This window comes from Methylobacterium sp. Gmos1, assembly GCF_053764715.1.
In genome coordinates, this window is sequence record NZ_JBSNCC010000033.1 from 18,652 (window position 1) to 38,945 (window position 20,294).

23 protein-coding genes and 2 pseudogenes are annotated in these 20,294 nt (G+C 62.4%); 12 read left to right on the forward strand and 13 right to left on the reverse strand.

Annotated features, from left to right (window positions below; genetic code table 11):
• Positions 1-35 precede the first annotated feature (35 nt).
• The 3 genes and pseudogenes from ACS5PV_RS31090 to ACS5PV_RS31100 all read left to right on the forward strand — a co-directional run bounded on the left by ACS5PV_RS31090 (position 36) and on the right by ACS5PV_RS31100 (position 3,399).
• A pseudogene (locus ACS5PV_RS31090) lies at positions 36-942 on the forward strand (IS5 family transposase).
• Between the two features lie 1,025 nt (positions 943-1,967).
• A complete protein-coding gene (locus ACS5PV_RS31095; RefSeq protein WP_455399181.1) occupies positions 1,968-2,921 on the forward strand; it encodes an FG-GAP repeat domain-containing protein in 954 nt (317 codons plus the stop codon).
• A 229-nt stretch (positions 2,922-3,150) separates the two neighbouring features.
• Entirely contained in the window at positions 3,151-3,399 is a 249-nt protein-coding gene (locus tag ACS5PV_RS31100; RefSeq protein WP_455399182.1) for a hypothetical protein, read from the forward strand.
• A 376-nt stretch (positions 3,400-3,775) separates the two neighbouring features.
• On the opposite strand, the gene ACS5PV_RS31105 is transcribed toward ACS5PV_RS31100, so the two are convergent.
• A complete protein-coding gene (locus tag ACS5PV_RS31105; RefSeq protein WP_455399183.1) occupies positions 3,776-3,919 on the reverse strand; it encodes a YlcI/YnfO family protein in 144 nt (47 codons plus the stop codon).
• 176 nt (positions 3,920-4,095) lie between these two features.
• Between ACS5PV_RS31105 and ACS5PV_RS31110 the strand changes: the two genes are divergently transcribed.
• The 8 genes from ACS5PV_RS31110 (at position 4,096) to ACS5PV_RS31145 (ending at position 11,449) form a co-directional block, all read left to right on the forward strand.
• A complete protein-coding gene (locus ACS5PV_RS31110; protein ID WP_455399184.1) occupies positions 4,096-4,407 on the forward strand; it encodes a hypothetical protein in 312 nt (103 codons plus the stop codon).
• Complete coding sequence (locus ACS5PV_RS31115; RefSeq protein ID WP_455399185.1) at positions 4,407-4,646, forward strand: hypothetical protein; 240 nt, start codon at positions 4,407-4,409, stop codon at positions 4,644-4,646. Before ACS5PV_RS31110 ends, ACS5PV_RS31115 begins: the two co-directional genes overlap by 1 nt.
• A 1,337-nt stretch (positions 4,647-5,983) precedes the next feature.
• The gene (locus ACS5PV_RS31120) at positions 5,984-6,232 is read left to right on the forward strand and encodes a hypothetical protein (RefSeq protein ID WP_455399186.1); all 249 of its coding nucleotides are present in this window, start codon (positions 5,984-5,986) and stop codon (positions 6,230-6,232) included.
• Positions 6,233-6,314: 82 nt separating this feature from the next.
• A complete protein-coding gene (locus ACS5PV_RS31125; protein ID WP_455399187.1) occupies positions 6,315-7,298 on the forward strand; it encodes a hypothetical protein in 984 nt (327 codons plus the stop codon).
• A 728-nt stretch (positions 7,299-8,026) separates the two neighbouring features.
• The gene (locus tag ACS5PV_RS31130) at positions 8,027-8,371 is read left to right on the forward strand and encodes a hypothetical protein (RefSeq protein ID WP_455399188.1); all 345 of its coding nucleotides are present in this window, start codon (positions 8,027-8,029) and stop codon (positions 8,369-8,371) included.
• Between the two features lie 275 nt (positions 8,372-8,646).
• On the forward strand, positions 8,647-10,671 hold the full coding sequence (locus tag ACS5PV_RS31135; RefSeq protein WP_455399189.1) for an FG-GAP-like repeat-containing protein: 2,025 nt from the start codon (positions 8,647-8,649) through the stop codon (positions 10,669-10,671).
• Between the two features lie 219 nt (positions 10,672-10,890).
• The gene (locus ACS5PV_RS31140; RefSeq protein WP_455399190.1) at positions 10,891-11,142 is read left to right on the forward strand and encodes a hypothetical protein; all 252 of its coding nucleotides are present in this window, start codon (positions 10,891-10,893) and stop codon (positions 11,140-11,142) included.
• A 109-nt stretch (positions 11,143-11,251) separates the two neighbouring features.
• Entirely contained in the window at positions 11,252-11,449 is a 198-nt protein-coding gene (locus ACS5PV_RS31145) for a hypothetical protein (protein ID WP_455399191.1), read from the forward strand.
• Between the two features lie 143 nt (positions 11,450-11,592).
• Here the strand turns inward: ACS5PV_RS31145 and ACS5PV_RS31150 are convergent, their stop codons facing one another.
• The 3 genes from ACS5PV_RS31150 to ACS5PV_RS31160 form a co-directional block, all read right to left on the reverse strand.
• Entirely contained in the window at positions 11,593-11,793 is a 201-nt protein-coding gene (locus ACS5PV_RS31150) for a GCG_CRPN prefix-to-repeats domain-containing protein (protein ID WP_455399203.1), read from the reverse strand.
• Positions 11,794-11,879: 86 nt separating this feature from the next.
• The gene (locus ACS5PV_RS31155) at positions 11,880-13,208 is read right to left on the reverse strand and encodes a Y-family DNA polymerase (protein WP_455399192.1); all 1,329 of its coding nucleotides are present in this window, start codon (positions 13,206-13,208) and stop codon (positions 11,880-11,882) included.
• Entirely contained in the window at positions 13,205-13,669 is a 465-nt protein-coding gene (locus ACS5PV_RS31160; RefSeq protein WP_455399193.1) for a LexA family protein, read from the reverse strand. Before ACS5PV_RS31160 ends, ACS5PV_RS31155 begins: the two co-directional genes overlap by 4 nt.
• A gap of 113 nt (positions 13,670-13,782) precedes the next feature.
• On the opposite strand from ACS5PV_RS31160, the gene ACS5PV_RS31165 reads away from it, so the two are divergent.
• Complete coding sequence (locus tag ACS5PV_RS31165; RefSeq protein WP_455399194.1) at positions 13,783-14,037, forward strand: hypothetical protein; 255 nt, start codon at positions 13,783-13,785, stop codon at positions 14,035-14,037.
• A gap of 902 nt (positions 14,038-14,939) precedes the next feature.
• On the opposite strand, the gene ACS5PV_RS31170 is transcribed toward ACS5PV_RS31165, so the two are convergent.
• The 9 genes and pseudogenes from ACS5PV_RS31170 to ACS5PV_RS31210 form a co-directional block, all read right to left on the reverse strand.
• Positions 14,940-15,518: a hypothetical protein gene (locus ACS5PV_RS31170; RefSeq protein ID WP_455399195.1), complete on the reverse strand. Its 579-nt coding sequence runs from the start codon at positions 15,516-15,518 to the stop codon at positions 14,940-14,942.
• Between the two features lie 19 nt (positions 15,519-15,537).
• On the reverse strand, positions 15,538-16,020 hold the full coding sequence (locus ACS5PV_RS31175) for a 3TM-type holin (protein WP_455399196.1): 483 nt from the start codon (positions 16,018-16,020) through the stop codon (positions 15,538-15,540).
• Between the two features lie 3 nt (positions 16,021-16,023).
• Positions 16,024-16,863 (reverse strand): glycoside hydrolase family 19 protein, encoded by an 840-nt coding sequence (locus ACS5PV_RS31180; RefSeq protein WP_455399197.1) that lies wholly within the window; start codon positions 16,861-16,863, stop codon positions 16,024-16,026.
• Between the two features lie 154 nt (positions 16,864-17,017).
• A complete protein-coding gene (locus tag ACS5PV_RS31185; protein ID WP_455399198.1) occupies positions 17,018-17,368 on the reverse strand; it encodes a hypothetical protein in 351 nt (116 codons plus the stop codon).
• Between the two features lie 10 nt (positions 17,369-17,378).
• Positions 17,379-17,867 (reverse strand): hypothetical protein, encoded by a 489-nt coding sequence (locus ACS5PV_RS31190; RefSeq protein WP_455399199.1) that lies wholly within the window; start codon positions 17,865-17,867, stop codon positions 17,379-17,381.
• Positions 17,868-17,882: 15 nt separating this feature from the next.
• The gene (locus tag ACS5PV_RS31195; RefSeq protein WP_455399200.1) at positions 17,883-18,503 is read right to left on the reverse strand and encodes a hypothetical protein; all 621 of its coding nucleotides are present in this window, start codon (positions 18,501-18,503) and stop codon (positions 17,883-17,885) included.
• Positions 18,500-19,126, reverse strand: coding sequence for a hypothetical protein (locus ACS5PV_RS31200; protein ID WP_455399201.1), 627 nt, complete (start codon positions 19,124-19,126; stop codon positions 18,500-18,502). The genes ACS5PV_RS31195 and ACS5PV_RS31200 overlap by 4 nt, the downstream gene beginning before the upstream one ends.
• Complete coding sequence (locus ACS5PV_RS31205) at positions 19,123-19,500, reverse strand: hypothetical protein (protein WP_455399202.1); 378 nt, start codon at positions 19,498-19,500, stop codon at positions 19,123-19,125. The genes ACS5PV_RS31200 and ACS5PV_RS31205 overlap by 4 nt, the downstream gene beginning before the upstream one ends.
• 34 nt (positions 19,501-19,534) lie before the next feature.
• Positions 19,535-20,294: pseudogene (locus tag ACS5PV_RS31210) on the reverse strand (hypothetical protein); the annotation flags it as partial.

Here is a 20,294-nt window from a genome sequence, read left to right on the forward strand (position 1 = left end):
ACGGCACGATCGAGTCGGTTGGGCGTTGGGGTGGTATGGCTCGCCCGCTTCTTCCCGACGATGTCTGGGCTGCGATCGCCCCGCTTCTGCCACCGCACCCGCCTCGCCCCAAGGGCGAGCGTCCCCGTGTGGACGATCGGGGTGGACGATCGGGCTGCCCTGACCGGCATCCTGTTCGTGCTGCGCTTGGGCATCCCCTGGGAGATGCGGCCGGCCGAGATGAACTGCGGCCGCGGTATGAGCTGCTGGCGCCGGCTGCGCGACTGGCAAGCGGCCGGCTTGTGGCGGCGCCTGCATCAGGTCTTGCTTGAACGCCTGCATGCGGCGGGCGAGATCGACTGGAGCCGGGCGAGCGTCGACAGCGCGAGCGTGCCGGCGAAAAAAGGGGGTCTGCCACCGGCCCGAAACCGACGGATCGAGGCAAGGCGGGGACCAAGCGCCACCTCGTCACCGACGCGCGCGGCACGCCGCTCGGCCTCGTTCTGACCGGCGCCAACTGCCACGACAGCCCGCTGATGGCTCCGACGCTGGACGCGATCCCGCCTTTGCACAGCGGGCGGCGGGGACGCCCGCGCCGGCGCCCCGACAAGCTGCACGCGGACAAGGCCTACGATGCCAGAGTGCGGCGTCAGGAGTGCCGGGAACGCGGGATCAGACCGCGGATTGCCCGGCGCGGCATCGAGTGGAGCGACAGGCTCGGGCGGCATCGCTGGGTGGTCGATCCTTCGACAGGCTCAGGATGAGGGCAGCCACGCCTGGTTCAACCGTGCCCGCCGCTTGCGCATCCGCTACGAACGGCGCACAGACATCTATGGGGCCTTCACATTCCTCCAGGCCAGTCTCATCGCCCTCCACCAGATCGAGCGGTTCTGTTGGGCGCTCTTAACTAGACATCAAAATGTGAGATCGACAAGAACTGCCTTGTACGCTTGCTTTGAGTGATGAACATTGTAATCCGTTTGTGGTTATGATTTTCGTCACCTGAATTGCTAGTTCCAGGTTGATTGTCATCTTAGGGCAAGTTTCGAAGGAAATGTGTCACAAATGTCGCATGCGCCATGAGCTCGCCTACCGAGCAAATCCGCCTTGACGTCTTGATAGTTGCAAGTGTGGTCAAGTTCGGATAATACAGCAACAACGGCGTCGCCTTCGGTTAAAGCCGGCAAAGAGTGATGCCAACCTACCAATTTTCCGAGCGGTGGTAAGTTATGGCATGGATTTTTTCCGATCTAACGTCGTTATTGCAAGGCGATGATATAATCACAGATGTCACAGCTCAAGGCAAAATTCTACTTAGGAATTCTGGAGATTTATACTTATTAGAAAAAGCATCCGTAACCCCGATAAGTTACAGCAGGTATGCTAATGGGTATTGGCAGAGCACAACATATTACTTCAGTAAGATAAATGACTCTCTAACGGCATTCGGAGTTGCTAATTCAATACCAGGGTATGACGGGGCCCCGAAAATAGTTTCACAGGGCCGCAACAGTGATTTTAGGGTTCTTGCTAGCTATCCGTATGGCTCCACTGTCAACGTTAATGATGTCAACAACGTAAATTCCTACGTAAGATCTGTTGCCAGTTATGGAAACTACTCTAAAGGTATATTATACAGCGCTACTAAAAATAATACTATAGAACTTCAATATCCAGGCACAGAAACGATCAGCGGATCGAGCACAAGCGCCAACGGTATCAATGATAGTGAAGTTGTTGTTGGAAACTACACTATCGGAGATCGAACCTTGGGCTTCGTATACCAATCAGGCTCCTACACATCGATAAATTTTCTAGGATCATATAATACGTTTTTGAGAGGTGTAAATAACAAAGGGATAATTGTTGGAGAATGGGACAGCGGCGGCGGACAACGTCATGGCTTCGTAAGAATTGGCAATAGATTTACGAGTATTGATTTTCCAGGAGCTGTTTCAACCAGTATTATCGGCATTAGCGATCTTGGCTTGATCGCCGGCAATTATACCGACAGTTCGGGTAAGCAGCATCCATTCACTGTTAAGCAGCCAACTGCAGCAACAAACGACTTCAACGGCGACGGCACGTCCGACATATTATTCCGCGACAACAAAACCGGCGACCTCGGCTCCTACCAGATGCTGAATGGGGCGCTCGACAGCCGGCACAACATAAGCGGATCGAGCACTGCCTACCAAGTCACTGGCGTCGGCGACTTCAACGGCGATGGCGCCTCTGACATCCTGTTCCGCAACAACAGCACGGGCGACGTCGGCTACTGGCAGATGCAGAACGGCGCGTTGGAGGCCTGGCACGCTATCCGCGGATCGAGTACCGACTACCAGGTGGCTGGCATCGGCGACTTCAACGGCGATGGCACGTCCGACATCCTGTTCCGCAACAACAGCACCGGCGACGTCGGCTACTGGCAGATGCAGAACGGCACACTGGAGGGCTGGCACAGCGTCGGCAGATCAAGCACAGACTACCAAGCCGCCGGCATCGGTGACTTCAACGGTGACGGCACGTCCGACATCCTATTCCGCAACAACAGCACCGGCGACGTCGGCTACTGGCAGATGCAGAACGGCACACCGGAGGGCTGGCACACCATCGGCAAAGCGAGCACCGACTACCTGATTACCGGCATCGGTGACTTCAACGGCGATGGCACGTCCGATATCCTGTTCCGCAACAACAGCACCGGCGACGTCGGCGACTGGCAGATGAAGAACGGCACGTTGGAAGCCTGGAACGCTATCAGCGGGTCGAGCACTGCCTACCAGGTTGCGGGTACGGGCGACTACAACGGGGACGGCACGTCCGACATCCTGTTTCGCGACGCTACAGGTGACCTCGGCTACTGGCAGATGCAGAACGGCACGCTGCAGAGCTGGCAGCATATAGGGGGCTCGTCACCGGCCTATGGCGTAGTCGGGTGAGGCTGCTGCGTTAGCTGCGCGTGCCACTCACCACAGGAGCGCCAGCCACTCAGCTGGCGTTCCGCTTCATGCTACCGCGATTGGCACCTCGCTCAACCGCGTCGTGAACCGCGGCGTCCATGGGTCGTGACGATCCAGTCCGCATCGGTCGAACCGATTTCTGCAAGCCATTCTGCACTTGCTGCACCTTTCTGCACGGGCGTAGCCTGCGGCCCGGGAGGCGCGAGCGATGTCGATCACCTACCCTGAAGCCTGGATCCCCGGCCCCGACGGACGCTCCCACGTCCGGCAGGTCTACCGCGGCGAGGAGTCGATCGGCCGCGTGCGCCGCTGGCGAGAAGAGGAACCCGGCGAGTTGACCGGCGATTGGTTCACGGCCGAGCGGAAGAAAGGCGCCCTCTACGAGCCGATCGAAGGCACGCACCCGACCTTCGAGGAAGCGATGGAGCGCATTATCTTCTACGGCGTGGCGCATTGAGCGTTTCGACTTACCTTGTCCTCACGTCCGCCTTCGTGCTGGCGTGCAGCCTGGTCGCGATTGTATCGCTTCGCCGCGCGCGCCGTCGCATTCGCGCCCGTTAGATCAGCGACAGGGCTCGCCGGTGACACACCCTCCCGCCAACCCAGAACCCCCCGACGTCATCGCCTAGTGGCTGCACGAGCACTCGCGTGAGCGGCACACGTGGTGGCCGGCATGGGCGGATCTGGACCCAGCCGACCTACTCGACGAAGGCCTGATCCGAGGAGCCTATGATCGGGCGAGGGCGTGGGTGGAGATGAACGGCGGGGACGAAAGGTGAGGCGCCGCAACCCCCGCCGGGCCTACGACGAGGAGGGGCGCGAGATCGCGCCGCCTATTCCTTTTTCTCGCCCTTGATGCTCCGCGTTCGCCTCTTCAGCGCATCCTCGACGGCCTGACGCACGAAGTCGGCCCGAGTCTCCTGCTCCACGAGCACAGCGTCGACGCGCTCCATCGTCCCAGGGCGGAAGCGGATCAAGACGGGTTCGTGCTCATTCTTCGGCCGGGCCATCCGCCGCGTAGGACGGGATATCTCCGAAGCCGTCAAGCCAGCGTCAGCATTCCGTCCCATCACGCGCCCTTCCGAGATATCTCGGATTGACCCATATCACGGCTCGGCCTACGATGCGAGATATCTCGCAAAGAGGTGGTCGCATGACCCTGATCAGCAAAGAGACCGCAACCGACATTGCCTTCGCCTATCGTGAGATAGAGACCGCCGAGAAGCTGCTCACTCAGATCTGCGAGGCGCTGGGACGAGGTCGAAGCCCCGACATCCGCGACGCTTTCGGCCATCAGCAGGGCGGACTCCAACTTGGCGTTCCGCATGGTGACAACGGCCATCGCCTCTTCAACGTGCCCTGGCGCCTCGCAAAGCCGATCATCGAAGCGCACATCGCCGAGAAGCGCGCATGCGTGGCGGCGCTGACAGAGAAGGCGCGGGCCGAGATGGCGGGGGCCGCGTGATGGACCACGCTACCCTCACCCGCAAGGCTCGGAACGGCCGGCGCGACTGGATCTCCTGGCGCGACAAGACCGGCGCCGTCGCCGCCATGCCGTACAGCCCCACGGCACTCAAGGCCGCGCTCCTAGCTGTGGGCACGCAGGGGCGGTTCACCCTGATCGCAGCCTGTAGCGCCACCCGCTTCACCTATCGGTGGCGCGACGGCATCCGCATGATCCGCAACGCTCGCTATGGGTGCTGACATGCCTCGAAAGCATTTCCTGACAGGTGGGCGCTTCGACCGTTTAGTTGTTGGCGAGCGGCTTCCGACTGAGCCTCCCAACTTTCATGTGCGATATCGCTGCCGGTGTGATTGCGGAGCCGAGATACAGGTTCTTCAGCAAGGGCTTCTGAATGGTCAGACACGATCATGCGGGTGCGGACTACCTCGAAAGCCGGAGCATCATGGGCACACTCGGCGCATTGATGAGGAGGGCCGAGATCAATTTGGACGAACCGCTGAGTATCGCGTTTGGCGCTCTATGCATGATCGCTGCAACAATCCAAAACATACTTCGTTTTCGCACTATGGCGGAAGGGGAATTGCAATATGCAAGCGTTGGAATTCGTTTTCTAATTTCTTGGAGGATATGGGACCAAAACCATCTTACAGACATTCGATTGAGCGCGAAGACAATAATCTAGGATACAGCAAAGATAATTGTCATTGGGCGCTGCCGACAGAGCAACAGCGGAACACGCGGGCCACAAAATTTATAAATTATCGCGGCAGCAGAATGTCGGTGGCTGAAGCTGCCGAAATTGCTGGAGTGCCGGCTTGGCGTATTAGGCACCGCCTCAACAAGGGCTGGCACGAAAGTATAGCCGTTGATACGCCCCCGCTCCGCGGAAAACAAAAGCGACCGGCTGCTCGTCCTGCGGCGGCAAGCGCATCGGCGTGATGAAAGACATGGAGGCCCACTACGCGCGCCTCACCGCCGAGACCGGGTGGAGGATGGACCCGAGGCCGCAGCCGGCGGCAGAGCCAGACGCAGAAAAGCGCCCCGAGCCGGAGCCCGGGGCGCGTTGACGGATGTTAACGGGGAGGGCGGTCAGCGCCGCAGCGGCGGCATGCGGTGAAGACGGCGATTTTGCTGGCGACTGTCTGATGTGACCAAGATCAGGATCGGTCGCACGTCGTTTGGACCTGCCCAAACGCGTTGCGTGTCGTGCAGTCGATACGGCTCGAGCCCGGCGGGATGATGCGGAACGGCGGCGGTTCAACGACAACGCGCGCCGGCTGTTGCTGCCCAAGGCATCCTGCGTTGCGCATCAGTTCAAGCAAGGCCGCTCGCTGCTCGGGCGATCGGGACTGGTCATTGAGGGCTTGGAAGCCGCGGACGCACTGCTTCGCTTCCTGGTCCGGAGAGCGCGACGACACGCACCCAGCGAGCAGCATCGCACACCCCAACAACACCGCACGCATTTGTGTCCCCTATGTTCGCCTTCTATACTGGGCCAGAGAGGACTGAAATGGAATGGGGACATGGCGCGTTGAATGCGAGCGGTGAAGACGGCGATCCTGCTGGCGACGATCGGATGAGCGCCCCGCCCCGCATCGTCTACCCCTACCGCGAGAACGGCACGACCCGCGCCTGGTCCATTCCCTATGAGGGCGAGGAGCCGGCGGACGCAGTGCAGGTCGAGCACGATCCACGCGCGGCCGAGCCGTGGACCGGGCACTACGCCCGCGGCGGATGGCGAGGGGACGCGCTCACCGCCGAGGATCTGGAGCGGGTGCTGGTGGGCGTCGAGTTGCGGAACCTGCGCGGGCAGCGGGTCCGCTGAAGAGCATCGCCTCGCTCGCGCGAGTGTGACCAGGGCGTACTGTAGAAGCGCTGAGACGAGCCGAAGTCGAACTAGAAAAAAAGTGAAGCCGGGCGCTTGTGCAAGCGGCCCGGCTTCGTGCACCATCGGAGATGCGACCCAACCGATGGATGATAGTATGATACCCCGTGGCGACTCCGCCAGCAAGATCGAAAACGTAAATTCAAAATCGTTGCTGGAGCAAGAAAATCCCGAGAAGCATCAAGAGCATAGTGGCGACACTAGAAATCGCGAAGAGCCGGCCGTTTCGGGCCATGCCTCCGCAGTACATGACACGGTAGCCACCCCAGATAGCTGGGACGATACTGGCAACCAAGCAGGCGAGAAAAAGGGCAGCGCTCATAGGCGCAGCATACGCGATTGGGAACCGCTTGTCGCGTTTTCCCAGATCCTCATAGCCGTATGCACCTTCGGGACGCTCGCGATAACAGGACTGCAGCTTTTTTCTATGCAGGGCCAGTTACAAGAGATGAAAGAACAGAATAAAAATGCGATGACTGCGTTAGATATTTCAAAAAAACAATTCAACGAAAACGAAAAAGCAAATAAAATCGCGGAAGATAGTTTAAATTCATCCGAAAGGCCTTGGTTATCAATTAAATCATCTTTGTTCTCTGAAGCTTATAATAATAATTCTACTCAAGTCCCCACGACAATCAAAAATGAGGGTAGAACCCCCGCTATTGATGTAAAATATAAATTTTACTATATAACTTCAAATTTATATAGCGCACCAGATCAAATCAACGAAAGTAAATCTGAATACAAATCATATGGTATAATATTCCCTGGTTCACAAATTGATATCACTATTAATATTCCAAATGATTTTAATGAAACAATCTCATCTCAAAAATCGTCGAATTTTAACTATGCGAGAAAATCTGGTAACATAAGTGCAATATTAATGGTGTCTTATAAAGATACCCGGGGCAAAGATCACTTATCTTCTATTTGCTATACATTTCTGCAACAGATGGGATCCAGCAAGCTATGTGGAGAAAAGCAATTAAATGCAGCTAACTAGTATGCCTTTAACCAATTGGAAGAAACTAGAAATCTCGCCCATTTTATCTCCACCTGCTCCTATCCTGCCACAGGTCGCGGTGGCGCAGTCGAGACCAGCGACGCCTCGACGACAGGAGGCGCCGGTGACCCACCCTCCCGCCAACCCCGAACCCCTCGACATCGTCGCCCGCAGGCTGCACGAGCATTCCCGCTGGCGAGTAGGATGGTGGCCAGCCTGGGAGGATCTGAACCCAGCCGATTCATTCGAAGCTGGGTTGATCCGGTCTGCCTATGATCGGGCGCGCGACTTCATGGCGATGCACATCCAAGACAAGGAGGCAGCGCCTAAAGCACCGCCGACACGCTCGGCACCTCGCTCAACCGCGTCGTGAACCGCGGCGAGCGCCTCAAGGATGGCGAACCCGCTGGCGCCGGCTGCGTAGTCCGCTCCGTAGACTAGTTAAGCTGCACCAAATTGGGGCATGCGCGATCGCTTCATCTCAGATAGGCTTATGCTGCCTACCTCAAGATGAGGTGCGCGCCCACGCCATTCACTTCCACCACGATCACAACCTAGGCGTGGGCGCCTTCTTTCTCCAGTTTGTAACGGCTACATCCATGAAGGCGGCCGCAGTCGCGTTGAGCCAAGAGTGATTTGGCACTCGACGAAATCTCAGTTTTTCCTGCGCCCTGATTGCTGGGGCGCGCCTCTTGCACTAGGTGCATGATATGCACCGGGAGACTAAAGTGCTGCTAGCTCGCTTCACAATTTTCGTTTCGCTGCTTTGTGGCTTTATAAGCTGTGCATACTCACAAGATATAGGACTTACAAACGAAGAAAAATCGTCAATAAATTCGCATGCTACATGCGCACATCATGCCGCACTTCAACTTGACGATAGAATATCAAGCGCAGAAATCATAGCTAGGGCCATTGTTATGAAATGCGTTGATTATGAAAAATTAATTGTCTTGGCTTCTTCTAACGGAATGAACAGAGAAGAAGTTAAACGCCAAGAATATATAGTTCATGAATTAGTTTCTAACCAAGCCCTGATTACAGTTCTAGCCAATCGACAGAAAGGCCGTTAGGCAACAGATTGATGTCATGCCACACCTCCCGCCAACCCCGAACCCCTCGACGTCATCGCCGAGTGGCTGCACGAGCGCGCTGGTGAGCGCATTCCAATGAGCGGCAGGGAGAAGCAGGAGCGGTCGCAATTCAGCACAGCCGCCAAGGCGATGGTGGAACCGCTGGCTTGAGGGGCAAAGCAACCACTACGGCGCGCCCTAGATCGGCCTAAAATCTGCGTCAGCCCAGGTGAAAGACTTGAGCGGGATGAACGACCCGCAAGGCAGGAGATCTAATGATGGCTGGGGTTGGCGCCGCGTCGGTTGACGCGATTTGGGGTATTTTTGGTGGTGCAACCAATACGACCCGTGGCTGGATGAATGGCGGTATCGCAGACTCTATATATAGCGCTGCGACCAGCTATCTTGATTACCGGGCCGTGCCAGTCGTCGGCCCCGTTCTCGCTGCAGAGCTCGGCGCGCTTGATCCCGATGTTCAAGCGGGCGTGGCCGCGCTTCTCGGGTATGGTAAGACTGGGCAACTTAACCCAGATAATGCAAAGCAACTAGCTGCGATTATGGCAGATGGAGCTCCGCCTTCAAATTCTAATAATCAAGGATATAACGACAATCCTGATCACAGGCTGCTGCAAATTGATATGGCTACGTGGGGCGGACCTGGTACAGAAACAGTATTTTCTACTATATACTCATATCATATACCACAAGGAGATTCTCATTATCTTTCTATTCTGAGTGTTAATGCATTTCCATACAATTACAAGGGCGCAATCCCTAGCGATCATCCTTTCGTAAATTACCAAGCTGGCGCTAGTTTTGTACAAGGAGTCCAAAATCCTTCTTATGTTGGTGGAATTGCAGGCGGTGGTAAAAGTACAGCCTTCAATGCTGGTGGAAACGCATCGCTTGACGGCAACAACGGCAGCTTTACACTCAATGCAAACGGCACGTTCAGCTACCAAGCGCGTGACTTTTCGACCCTGCCTATTGGCTCACACCCTAGCGACAGCTTTACATTCTCCCTCGTCAATATCAATGAAGGCACGCCCTCTACTTTCGATATTGTGCTAAACCGGGCCCCTGTCGCAAGCAATGTTGATGTTGTTGTGACCGCTGGACACAGCATGTCTGCTCAAGCGTCGCAGGGGGTCCTTGCTAAAGCTATTGACCTCGATGGCGACACTGTGAGCGTATCCGCTATCAATGGCGACGCCACTGCTGTAGGCAAGTCCGTTGCAGGGACCTATGGCCATATCACATTAGCAGCGAACGGCTCATATACATATATTGCCGACAACGTAGCAGCTATCAACGCTGGCCGGCCACGCGTCTTGAATGACGTGTTTGATATTACAGTGGATGATGGACACAACGGAACAGGTACTTCATCTCTTACTGTCCATATTGGACCTCTTGCCCGCAACGATCTAACCAGGGACGGCACGTCCGACATCCTATTCCGCGGCAAGGAAGGCGGTGATCTCGGCTACTACCAGATGCAAAACGGGACGCTGGAAGGCTGGCACAGCATCGGCACATCGAGTGCTGCCTACCTGATCGCCGGAACAGGCGACTTCAACGGTGACGGCACCGGCGACATCTTGTTTCGCAACAACAACACGGGTGACGTTGGTTGCTGGCAGATGCAGAACGGCACCCTGGAGGGCTGGCACGCTATTAGCGCGTCGAGTACAGACTACCAGGTGACTGGCATCGGCGATTTTAACGGCGACGGCACTTCTGATATATTGTTCCGCAATAGCAGCAGTGGCGACGTCGGTTACTGGCAGATGCAGAACGGCGTACTGGAAGGTTGGCACAGCGTCGGCAGATCAAGCACAGACTACCAAGCCGCCGGCATCGGTGACTTCAACGGTGACGGCACGTCCGACATCCTATTCCGCAACAACAGCACCGGCGACGTCGGCTACTGGCAGATGCAGAACGGCACGTTGGAGGGCTGGCACACCATCGGCAAAGCGAGCGCTGCCTACCTGATCACCGGCATCGGTGACTTCAACGGCGATGGTACGTCCGATATCCTGTTCCGCAACAACAGTACCGGCGACGTCGGCGACTGGCAGATGAAGAACGGCACGTTAGAGGCCTGGCAGGCTATCAGCGGGTCGAGCACGGCCTACCAGGTCGCGGGTACGGGCGACTACAACGGCGACGGCACGTCCGACATCCTGTTCCGCGACGCTACCGGTGACCTCGGCTACTGGCAGATGCAGAACGGCACGCTGCAGAGCTGGCAGCATATCGGGGGCTCGTCACCGGCCTATGGCGTAGTCGGGTGAGGCTGCTGCGTTAGCTGCGCGTGCCACTCACGACAGGAGCGCCAGCCACTCAGCTGGCGTTCCGCTTCATGCTACCGCAATTGGCACCTCGCTCAACCGCGTCGTGAACCGGGGCGAGCGTGGAGTCGAGCGTTTCAGCACGCACTGGTCGAGCCGCTTTCTGCAAGCCATTCTGCGCTTGCTGCGTGGGCGTAGCCTGCGGCCCGAGAGGAGCGCCCGATGTCGATCCCGATCACCTTCGACGAAGCCTGGCTCCCGACCGTCGATGGCCGCATTCGCGTCGGGCAGGTCTACCGCGATGGCGAGTCGATCGGCCGCGTGCGACGCTGGCAGGAGGATGAAGGCGGGCTGACCCGTGAATGGTTCACCGCCGAGCGGAAGAAGGGCGCCTTCTACGAGCCGATCGAAGGCACGCATCCGACTTTCGAAGAGGCGATGGAGCGCATCATCTTCTACGGCGTCGCGCATTGAGCCCGAGCGTCTACCTCGGCCTCGCGGCGGCTCTGGCGCTGGCGTGCGCGGCAGCGGCCATCGTCGCACTGCGGCGCGCGGCACGGCGCCTCGACGACAGGAAGCGCCGGTGACCCACCCTCCCACCGATCCCGAGCCGCTCGACATCATAGCCCGCAGGATGCACGAGCATGCCCGCTGGCGGGCCTCCTGGTGGCCGGCCTGGGAAGATCTGGACCCGATCGACCCGTTCGAGGCGGGACTGATCCGGACTGCTTACGACCGAGCACGGGACTTTGTGGCGATGTACGTCAAGGACGAGGGGTGAGGCGCGACCGCAACCCGCGCCGAGCCTACAGAACCGCCGACACTCTCGGGACCTCGCTCAGCCGCGTCGTGAATCGCGGCGAGCAGAGCGCATAGCGGCAGGGCGAGAGAGCCCTGCCATCGTCGTCGATCAGCTCACCGTGCTCAGATGCAGCGCAGAGTCCCGTCCGGCATGCGGACGGCGGGATGCCCCTTCGTCCGTAAGCACCAATCCTGACGCTGGCCACCGAACACGCACCGACCCCGGTAGTTGCGATGGCCGTTAGGCCCGCACCCGCCCAGCGCGGATGCTGGGGTGGGCATCATTGACGCTACAGTCGAGAGGGAAAACCCTCCGACGATCATGATAGCGAGCTTCTTCATAACCGACCCCTCTTCCCACCGTAAGGCTTAACGGGTCGACATTGGTAGCGCGCGTAGACGAGAAAGGTCTATGGTTGAATTTGTGTCTGATTGTAATTCTGCCGAACGATCGCACTAACCATCGGCACTTCATTAAGTCTGGTTGTGAACCTTGGGGACCGCATCTCAAACTTCGTAGACCAGGTGCGCTTCTCGACAAGCCCCGCCCGCGCCGGCACCACAGCTCCCCGTCCAAAGCGCGAGTTGCAGGTATCCATTGCCGCCATCAGCTTGCCTGACCTCTCTCGGTCGAGAGCGTCGAACAGCGGCCGGGGCGCCTCGTCGAGTGGCACGAGGTCGGTCGTGACAAGGCCTGCCTTGCTGTAGCGCCACGGCGTCGGCCCCTGCTCGCGCCAGGTCATCGCCACGCCGCGAATCGCCGCGTCGATTAGGTGGCGGGTGTCGTTCGTCGCCTCCGGCAGGTGCACCACCTTCGAGACCGAGCGCATCGGGTCGCCGCGGTCGTGCTCGCTCGTGTGGTAGAAAACCGTCACGGCCGATACGGCGAGCCCGTCGCGCCGCAGCTTCTCGCCGAGGCGCGTCGCGTGCGCCGCCACCGCCTGCTCGAGCACCGCCCGCTCGGTGATGCGGCTGGAGAAGCTGCGGGTGACCGCGCAGCCCTTGCGCCGGGCCGGCACGATCTCAAGCGGCAGGCAGGCGCGGCCGCGCAGCTCGTGGATGATGCGCTCGCCCACCACCGTCAGCGACTGCCGCGCCGGCCGGGGATCGAGGTCGCGCAGGTCCGCCACCGTGTCGACGCCCATGGCCTCCAGGCGCGCCAGCGAGGCGCGTCCGATGCCCCAGACCTCACCGACCGAGATCCCAACCATCCAGGCTGCGCGCTCCGCCTCGTCGGAAAGGTCGCACACGCCTCCGAGCTCGGGGATGGTCTTGGCGATGTGGTTGGCCAATTTTGCGAGGGTCTTCGTCGGCCCGATCCCGACGCAGGTCGGCAGGCCAGTCCACTGGCGAACGGTCGAGCGCAGGTCCCGCGCCAGCGCCACCCGGTCGCGCTCGCGCACGTCGGACAGGTCGAGGAACGACTCGTCGATGGAGTAGATCTCCACGTCCGGCGCGAACTGCCGGTAAACGGTGTTCGCCCTCGCGCTCATGTCGCCGTAGAGGGCATAGTTCGAGGAGAAGACGCGCACGTTCTTCTGGCGGCACAGGTTGCGGATCTTGAAGTAAGGCTCGCCCATGCGGATGCCGAGCGCCTTGGCTTCTGCGGTGCGGGCGATGGCGCAGCCGTCGTTGTTGGAGAGCACGACCACCGGGACGCCGGTGAGCTTCGGATCGAACACGCGCTCGCAGGAGCAATAGAAGCTGTTGCCGTCGATGAGCGCGATGGCGCGGTTCATCGCACGAGGCTCGCGCGCGCCTTCACGTGGTGCCAGCGCACCGAGAACAGCAGCACACCCCAGAGCAGTCCTTCCTCCAGGTCCTCCAGGGCGAATGCTTCGTCCATCTCCGGGTTGTCGAACGTGAGCGCCAGCCGGTTGCCCTGGGCGACCAGGCGCTTCAGGCTCATCTCGCCGTTGACCACCGCGACCACCACCGCGCCGGAGGCGGGCGAGAGCGAGCGGTCGACCACGGCGAGGTCTTCGTCGTGGATGCCAGCTCCCTTCATGCACCAGCCGCGGACGCGCCAGATGAACGTCGCCGGCGGGTTGGGGACCAACCACCTCGGCAGCTCGAGCGCTCCCTCGATGAAGTCCTCAGCAGGGCTCGGGAAGCCGGCGCAGAGTGTCGGGAGCATGAACGGGATCCGCACGAGCCCGCCGCTGTCCGCCACCTGATCGCCGACCCGAAAAAGACTCACCCGCCGCCCTCCGCCGTGTTAGAACGGAAAGAGAACAAACAGCCTTCAGGTTCCCGGTCAAGGCCGAGCTTGAGGGCTGTGTGGAGCGGGGACGACAGGTTCAGGAGATCGTCATGGGTATGCGCACGACGTTCATGGTGCAGACGTTCGAGATCCACCGGAAGCGGTTGCGGCCGGGCGCGCGAGATGTGGCGCCGACGGAGAACGGGGCGCTGAAGCGCGCCGAGGCGATCTCCAGCCGGATGCCGGGCGCGGCGGCGCTGTGCATCGTGGCCGATGACGAGACGGGCGAACTCGAGAGCGTCGCGATCCTCGGCCAGTTCGGCGAGGTGCCGGAGGACTTTGCCGAGCAGGTCAGCGGCGGGTGACCCTCGCTATCAGCCAGGACGTGCCGTGGCCGGAAAGGTAAGGCCACGGCAGCCAGCATCTCAAGTCATAGCTCATGCTCGGCGCATACCAGCGCCAGATGGCGTCAGCGTGTCAGTTCGGCCAGGCGCTCGCTCCCAGCGCTGAGGGCCTGCTCAACTGAAGGGAATGCGGTAGACGACTCCTCCCAGAACATGGACTGTATACCATAAATCGTCCATAGAAACCGCGTGCGATCTTGCGGAGACGGGCGCACGCTCATGCGATAAGCGGGCTGCTTTTCGGGCATAGAACTCTCCTCCCAATCAACTTCTTGTTTAGCAACCGCTATGTCATTTAATGGCAACGATCGCTTCAGGATTGGAGCAGGGTGTAAATCGAGTGTCAATTCCGCAGATGGTGGATGCGCACACATACGAAGACGCCCCGCTCGGCGGCCGCCGGCGGGCTGAAGGGTGGGCCACGGAACGACAATGCGCCCCGGGCCGGAGCCTGGGGCGCAGTAGGGGATAGGTCAGACTTCCTAATTTTTACCTCTGGTTAAGCACGAACCTGGCCTGATGGGGCCATGCCGACTCACCAGACCCAGCACGCCCCGCCCGTGGATCCGCTCGCGGATGCCCGAGCCTTGCAGTCCAGCATCGTGGCCCTTCGCCAATTGCTGGCGGCCCAAAGCCGTCAGTTCGAGGCCATCGAACGTCGCCTTTCGCCAGCCCGTTGCCCGGCCGACGTAGGAGCCGAGCGCTTGCGCGTGCTCAAGGCTGGCGGTCGATAGCACAATCCAAGGCCTACCCATCGTCGTCGGCCGGGACGTGCCGTGGCTGGATGGGTGGGGCCCAGACGCAAAAAAGCGCCCTGAGCCGAAGCCCAGGGCGCGGTAGCGGATAATGATGGGGGAGGGCTATCAGGGCTTGAACCGCCCCGCCTCCAGCCGATCGAGGCGTTTGTCGATCCGATCCTCAATGCGGCCGACCCGGGCGCGGATCCCGTCCATTTCACGATCGGCCTCCACCCAGCGCTGGCGGTGCTCGTCGCGCGGCACGACCTGTCGCTGTACGCCGTCGATGTCGCGCTCCGCGCGCTCGATGCGGGCGTCGGTCATCCGCTGCGCGTCGTCCCTGCGTTGGCCCGCGTTGGCGAAGCGCACGTCCAGATCCTCGCGCGGAACGTAGCGCTGAGTGTTCGTCTTGAGTTCGGTGATTGCCGTCTCAAGCCGGGAGGTGTTCGAGTTCACCCACGTGAAGAAAATTCCGCCAGCGATGGTGACGATGGTCAACCCGATTTGCACGGGCTGCCAGTTCGTCGTCCCTCGCGCTTTCATATCTTTCGATAGGTCGTCAAACCCCTTGGTGACGCTCTGCGACAGGAGGCTCATCGACTCCTTGAGGCCCGAGACGTCTTTCTCGACCATTAGGAGACGGGCGGTGTCGCTCGGCGGCAGCGGAGGGGGCTGCTGAACCTGCTGCATCTGCTGGGTCATCATCAGCCCCATCCGTGCCGTTCTACTGCTTCACGCCGCCCGGCATCGCGCCGGGCACGCCCTGGGTGCGCTCGATCGTGCGCTGCACGCCGAGGCCGAGCATGCCGATCAGGACCGGCAGGAGGTCGGTCATGTTGAGCTGCGGGGCGGCTGGGATCGCCGCGCCGATCATCACGCCCGCGATCCCGGTGGCCCAGGTCAGCAGCGGGGCGACGACGTACTGATAGGCGAGCGCTCCGACGCAGACCCATCCGGCCGTCGGGCGCCAGCGCGCCGAGTAGCGGTCGTTGCCCTGCGCCTCGGCCGCGTTCACGCCGATCTGGGCCTTCGCCACGTCCGCTGCGGCCTGGACGGCGGCCACCTCGCGGTCGGTGACGAGCTTCTGTAGGTCGAGCGCGGCCTGTGCCTTCTGCGCCGGATCCGGCACGAACCGGTCGACGAGGTCGGTGATGCCCTTCAGGAGCTCGGGGGCGGCGGCGATTGCGCCGATGATGCCAGCGGCCATGGGTCAGCCCTTCATGGGGTAGGCGGCGCGCAGGCGCGCGGCGATGCGGGAGAAGAGGCCGCCGGCGGGAGCCGGGGCCGGGGAGGGCGCAGAAGAAAGCCCGCCGGTGGGGGCGGGCTTGGCGGAAGGAGGGGAGTTTGCGGGCTTAGGGGGTAAGCTCGCCGTCGCTATGGGGGGAGTTGCCGGAGTCGGCCGTGGTCCCGGCGGCGCCATCGCCGGCACGCCATCGGCGATCAGCGCCGCTTCGAACGCTCGGGCGTAGCCCGCGATGTCCTCCGCCTTGTCGGTGCCGTTCACCGTCCGGCGGGCCCCGACGTAGTCGCAGCGGGTGCCGGCGATGTAGTCCTCGAGCGCCTTGCCGGTGAAGTCGCCGCGGTTCGAGAGGCCGCGCAGCAGCCCCTCCCACATCACCCGGGCGGAGATCGCCGGGTCGAGCACCAAGTCGGGGTTCGCGGCGAGCGGCAGGCCGAGCACGCGGCCCATCTCGACGTAGTTGCGCTCGTGGGTGAGCTGGACGTCGCCGCGGCCGTAGAAGCTTACGCCGGCCGCGTTCGGCAAAGCGTAGTTCGTCGAGATCTTGCCGGACTTGAACAGCTTCGCCACCGCGGCACGCGCGGATGCATCGGTCTCGGCGAAGCCCTCGCGCACCGGCTCCATCCGCTTGCCGGTCTCGTGGAAGCTGGTGGCGAGGCCGTAGGCGAGATGGCGCCGATCGCCGGTGCCGTAGAGCGCGAAGGCGGCGACGAGCCGGTCGATCCCGCTGACCTGGCTCTGGGTCAGCGACCCGCCGAACAGCGAGCGGCGCACGGCGGCATAGAAGGCCGGCCCGAGGGTGTCGGTCATGATGGACCTCAGCTGGAAATCGGGAGCGATCAGGACGGCGGCCCGGGCCGCGCCCGGATCACCGAAAGGGGGCGCCCCCAACGCACGCGTCGGCGGCCCCACCGCACAGGAGCGCGGCGAGCAGGAGGGCGTGCATGGGCGGGGTCCGCTGGGATCAGGTGCCGATGACGGCGATGGTGCCGGTCGTGCCGGACGGCGCCGTCGTGAACGGTGCCGCGTTCAGCAGGAACGTGCCTTGCGAGATCATCAGCTGCGCCGTGGCGCCGGTCAGAGTCGTTGCGGTGACTTTGCCACAGATCATCTGGCCGTTCGCATTCCAGTCCTCGATCAGGAAGGCGAGCGGCACGCTCTTGAAGGCGCTGGTGAAGGTGAAGGTCGCAACCCCCGACGCATTGCAGGTCGCGGTGTACCGCTCGATGCGCAGCCCGCTCGCCAGTGTGTCGGCGGATTGCAGCAGCTGCAGCAGGCCGTCCGGCCCCAAGACGACGGGCGCGCGGGCCGCCATGGCTTAGGCCTCAGAGCAGGATCGGCGTGCCGATCTGGAGCTCGAGCTCGGTCGTCGAGAGCGCGAGGCCGATCAGCGTGTTCACCTGGCCAGCCGTCGTCGGCGGGGCCGCGGTGATCCGACCGGCGTTGGCCGGGTCGAGGAAGTAGTAGGTGCCGAAGACGAGGCCGCCCGTCGTGCCGGCGACCGCGTCCCACTGCGCGGCGGTACCGACGAGGACGCCGGACTGCGCGATGTTGCCGATCGCCGCAGCGGCGATCGAGGTGTCGTAGACGAGGCCCGACACCTTCGCGGTGGCCTTCGCGTTGGCTTGCGCGCGCTTCACCACGTCGGCGGCGCTCGCATAGACCGCCATGCCGAACACGACCGAGGCCGACGCCTCGCCGTTGCTGACCGGGCGCAGCGACGGCGCGTTCGTCGGCGCCGAGATGCTGTCGCCGGCCTGGAGCTGCTGGGGAATGCCGTCGGGGCCGAGGACGAGGGGGAGGCGGGTCGCCATGGTGGACCTCTCAGGTCAGAGCAGGATCGGATCGGAGGGGGTGAAGACGAGCGTCTGCGGGTCGGCGGCGAGGCCGATGCGGGTGAGGCTCATCCCGGGCGTGCGGTCGGGGGTGAGCGTGATGCCGCCGGTGGGCCCGAGGAAGTACGGTTGGCCGAGGGTGAGCGAGGGCGCCCCGGCGCAGGCCGTCCAGTCTGCCAAGGTCACGGACGAACGGACCGCCTCGACGGGGAAGCCCGGATCCGCACTGGCCGGCGCGAGCCCGGCGACGAAGGCGAGCGGGTAGGTGTCGGCGCGGGCGACCTGCGCCGCCCCGCTGACGCGCGACAGGGCGACCGGGAAGCCGGCGGCGACGGGTGCGCTAGCGACTGCCGTGACGCTCGGAACGCGCCCCGGCGCCCGGGCGAACTCGCCCCGCAGGTAGGCGAGGCAGTTGGCCGCCGAGGCGAACTCGGTCCCGTCCCGCCGCACGATCTGGCTGTAGGGCGCGGCAAGGACCGCGGTGGTGCCGTAGCAGCGCCAGATGGTGACCGTGTCGCCGTCGCGATCCGCCATCAGGGACCGCGGCAGGAACGGCTCTTGGACGAACGAGACCCAGATCGCGTCGCAGGTCGTGTCGTACCAGACCGCGATCACGGCGTGGCCCCGGCGTAGAGGCTGAGCGGCGCGACGACGATCGACTCGCGCACGATCATGGCTGGCACGGAGCAGGTCAGGAAGATCCGGCCGCCGCTCGCCATGAGGTTGAGGAGCGTCTGCGTGAACAGCTTCAGGGTCACCCGCTGAACGACCTGCGCCGCCGGGCTGAGATTGTAGGTGTCGCTCACGAGCGGTCCGAGCGACGAGCCGGCGTCGAGATCCCCGGTCAGCGTGCCGCTGCCGACCATGGCGGAGACCTGGAGGTTGACCTGGATGAGCAGGAAGTCGGCGAGCGCCCGGCCGACGATCCTCGTGCCATCCCAGAATGCGTGGCCGGCGAACGGCGGGTTCAGGTAGTCGACGGACAGGCCCGGGTCGGGAGCGAACGCGAGCGGCGTCCGGGCCCCGGCGTCGAAGAAGTCGCCGGGGGCGGTGACGACGTGCGTGAACGTGGCCTGTCCGAAGCCGGTCGTGACTCCGACCGGCCCCGTTGCGCCCCGCGGCCCGGGAATGCCCGGGATCTCCTGGCGCACGATGCTCGGCTGCGCCGGAACCGGGTAGCGCACTACTCGCGCCTGCGGCGCGGGCACCCGGACCACCCGGGCCGCCGGGCAGGTCACGTTGCTCCTCCGCCTCTCACGATCAGGCGCCCCTCGGCCCAGGTTTGCGTCGTCCCTTGGTAGAGGCAGCGCAGGACGTACCAAGCGCGCGCGCCAGACGGGATCGACGCGCTTTGGTCCGTGCTGTAGCGCCAGGCAACCGTGCCGGCGGTGAGGTCGATCGCGAGAGCAGGCTGGTCGGAGGTCGCGATGATCTCGCCGGACGCCGGGCCGTCGACCGCGAACGCGATGCCGGCCAGGGTCCACCCGATCTCGATGCGGAAGCCGGCATCGGTCGGGATCTCCGGCGCACTGGCCGGCCCGAACCCCCACGTCAGCGGGGGCGTGTCGTCGCCGCGCCAGATCTCTTGGTCGACGCGTGCGGGCGTGGCCATCGGGATCTCCGGATTGTGAGGGGTGGGACGCGGCTCAGTTCGGCGCGTAGGTGCCGGCGAGCGTGCCCGAGGGCGTGACGATGCTCGCGCCGTTGCGGGCGTTGGCGACGACGTAGTGGAACGGGCTGTCGTTCTGGACCTGGAGCAGCGTGACGGTGTTGCCGGGGATCCTGTTCCAGCGGTTACCGACCATGTGGATGATGCCGGCCGTCTGCTGGACGATCGGATTGGCGCGAGTGCCCTGGTTAGGGGTTGGGCTGGTGTTGAACATGATGCCGTTCAGCATCGTCGTGCCGCCGGCTGCGAGCACGGTCACCGCAGTCCCAATGTCCTGGATCGAACCGCCCGAGGCGTTGAACTGCCCGCCGTAGACCGCGAGCTGCGGCGCGTTGTTCGCGCCCCAGAGCCGGATATTCGCCACCAACCCCTCGCCGCCATCCCAGCGCACCTTCGGGATGCCCAGCGTGCCGCCCGCCGTTGAGGACAAGATGCCGATCTGGAAGTCACCCGCGAGATTGCGGAAGTACGCAGCGTCGCCGTCGAGCTGGAGGAGGCCGATCTGGCGCGCCGCGCCGTTCGTGCCGTTGGCGTTGCCCAGTAGGCTGGACCCATAGAGGTTGGCGGTCTTGATGTCCAAGCCGTCGATCCGGCCCAGCTCGGCGCACACCGAGTTGCCGTCCGTCGCAACGGTCAGCAGTGTGCCGTTCATAGCTACATCCCACGGCCAGCAGTGCAGCGTGGTGATGTGCGAGAAGTCGTAGAGGCCGTCCAGGACGATGCCCCGGTTGAAAGCC

Excerpts from the sequence above, each read along its gene's own strand:
- ACS5PV_RS31100 (WP_455399182.1), top strand. The coding sequence starts at position 3,151 with ATGTCGATCACCTACCCTGAAGCCTGGATCCCCGGCCCCGACGGACGC.
- ACS5PV_RS31110 (WP_455399184.1), top strand. The coding sequence starts at position 4,096 with ATGACCCTGATCAGCAAAGAGACCGCAACCGACATTGCCTTCGCCTAT.
- ACS5PV_RS31115 (WP_455399185.1), top strand. The coding sequence starts at position 4,407 with ATGGACCACGCTACCCTCACCCGCAAGGCTCGGAACGGCCGGCGCGAC.
- ACS5PV_RS31120 (WP_455399186.1), top strand. The coding sequence starts at position 5,984 with ATGAGCGCCCCGCCCCGCATCGTCTACCCCTACCGCGAGAACGGCACG.
- ACS5PV_RS31135 (WP_455399189.1), top strand. The coding sequence starts at position 8,647 with ATGATGGCTGGGGTTGGCGCCGCGTCGGTTGACGCGATTTGGGGTATT.
- ACS5PV_RS31140 (WP_455399190.1), top strand. The coding sequence starts at position 10,891 with ATGTCGATCCCGATCACCTTCGACGAAGCCTGGCTCCCGACCGTCGAT.
- ACS5PV_RS31150 (WP_455399203.1), bottom strand. The coding sequence starts at position 11,793 with ATGATCGTCGGAGGGTTTTCCCTCTCGACTGTAGCGTCAATGATGCCC.
- ACS5PV_RS31155 (WP_455399192.1), bottom strand. The coding sequence starts at position 13,208 with ATGAACCGCGCCATCGCGCTCATCGACGGCAACAGCTTCTATTGCTCC.
- ACS5PV_RS31165 (WP_455399194.1), top strand. The coding sequence starts at position 13,783 with ATGGGTATGCGCACGACGTTCATGGTGCAGACGTTCGAGATCCACCGG.
- ACS5PV_RS31170 (WP_455399195.1), bottom strand. The coding sequence starts at position 15,518 with ATGATGACCCAGCAGATGCAGCAGGTTCAGCAGCCCCCTCCGCTGCCG.
- ACS5PV_RS31175 (WP_455399196.1), bottom strand. The coding sequence starts at position 16,020 with ATGGCCGCTGGCATCATCGGCGCAATCGCCGCCGCCCCCGAGCTCCTG.
- ACS5PV_RS31180 (WP_455399197.1), bottom strand. The coding sequence starts at position 16,863 with ATGACCGACACCCTCGGGCCGGCCTTCTATGCCGCCGTGCGCCGCTCG.
- ACS5PV_RS31185 (WP_455399198.1), bottom strand. The coding sequence starts at position 17,368 with ATGGCGGCCCGCGCGCCCGTCGTCTTGGGGCCGGACGGCCTGCTGCAG.
- ACS5PV_RS31190 (WP_455399199.1), bottom strand. The coding sequence starts at position 17,867 with ATGGCGACCCGCCTCCCCCTCGTCCTCGGCCCCGACGGCATTCCCCAG.
- ACS5PV_RS31205 (WP_455399202.1), bottom strand. The coding sequence starts at position 19,500 with ATGGCCACGCCCGCACGCGTCGACCAAGAGATCTGGCGCGGCGACGAC.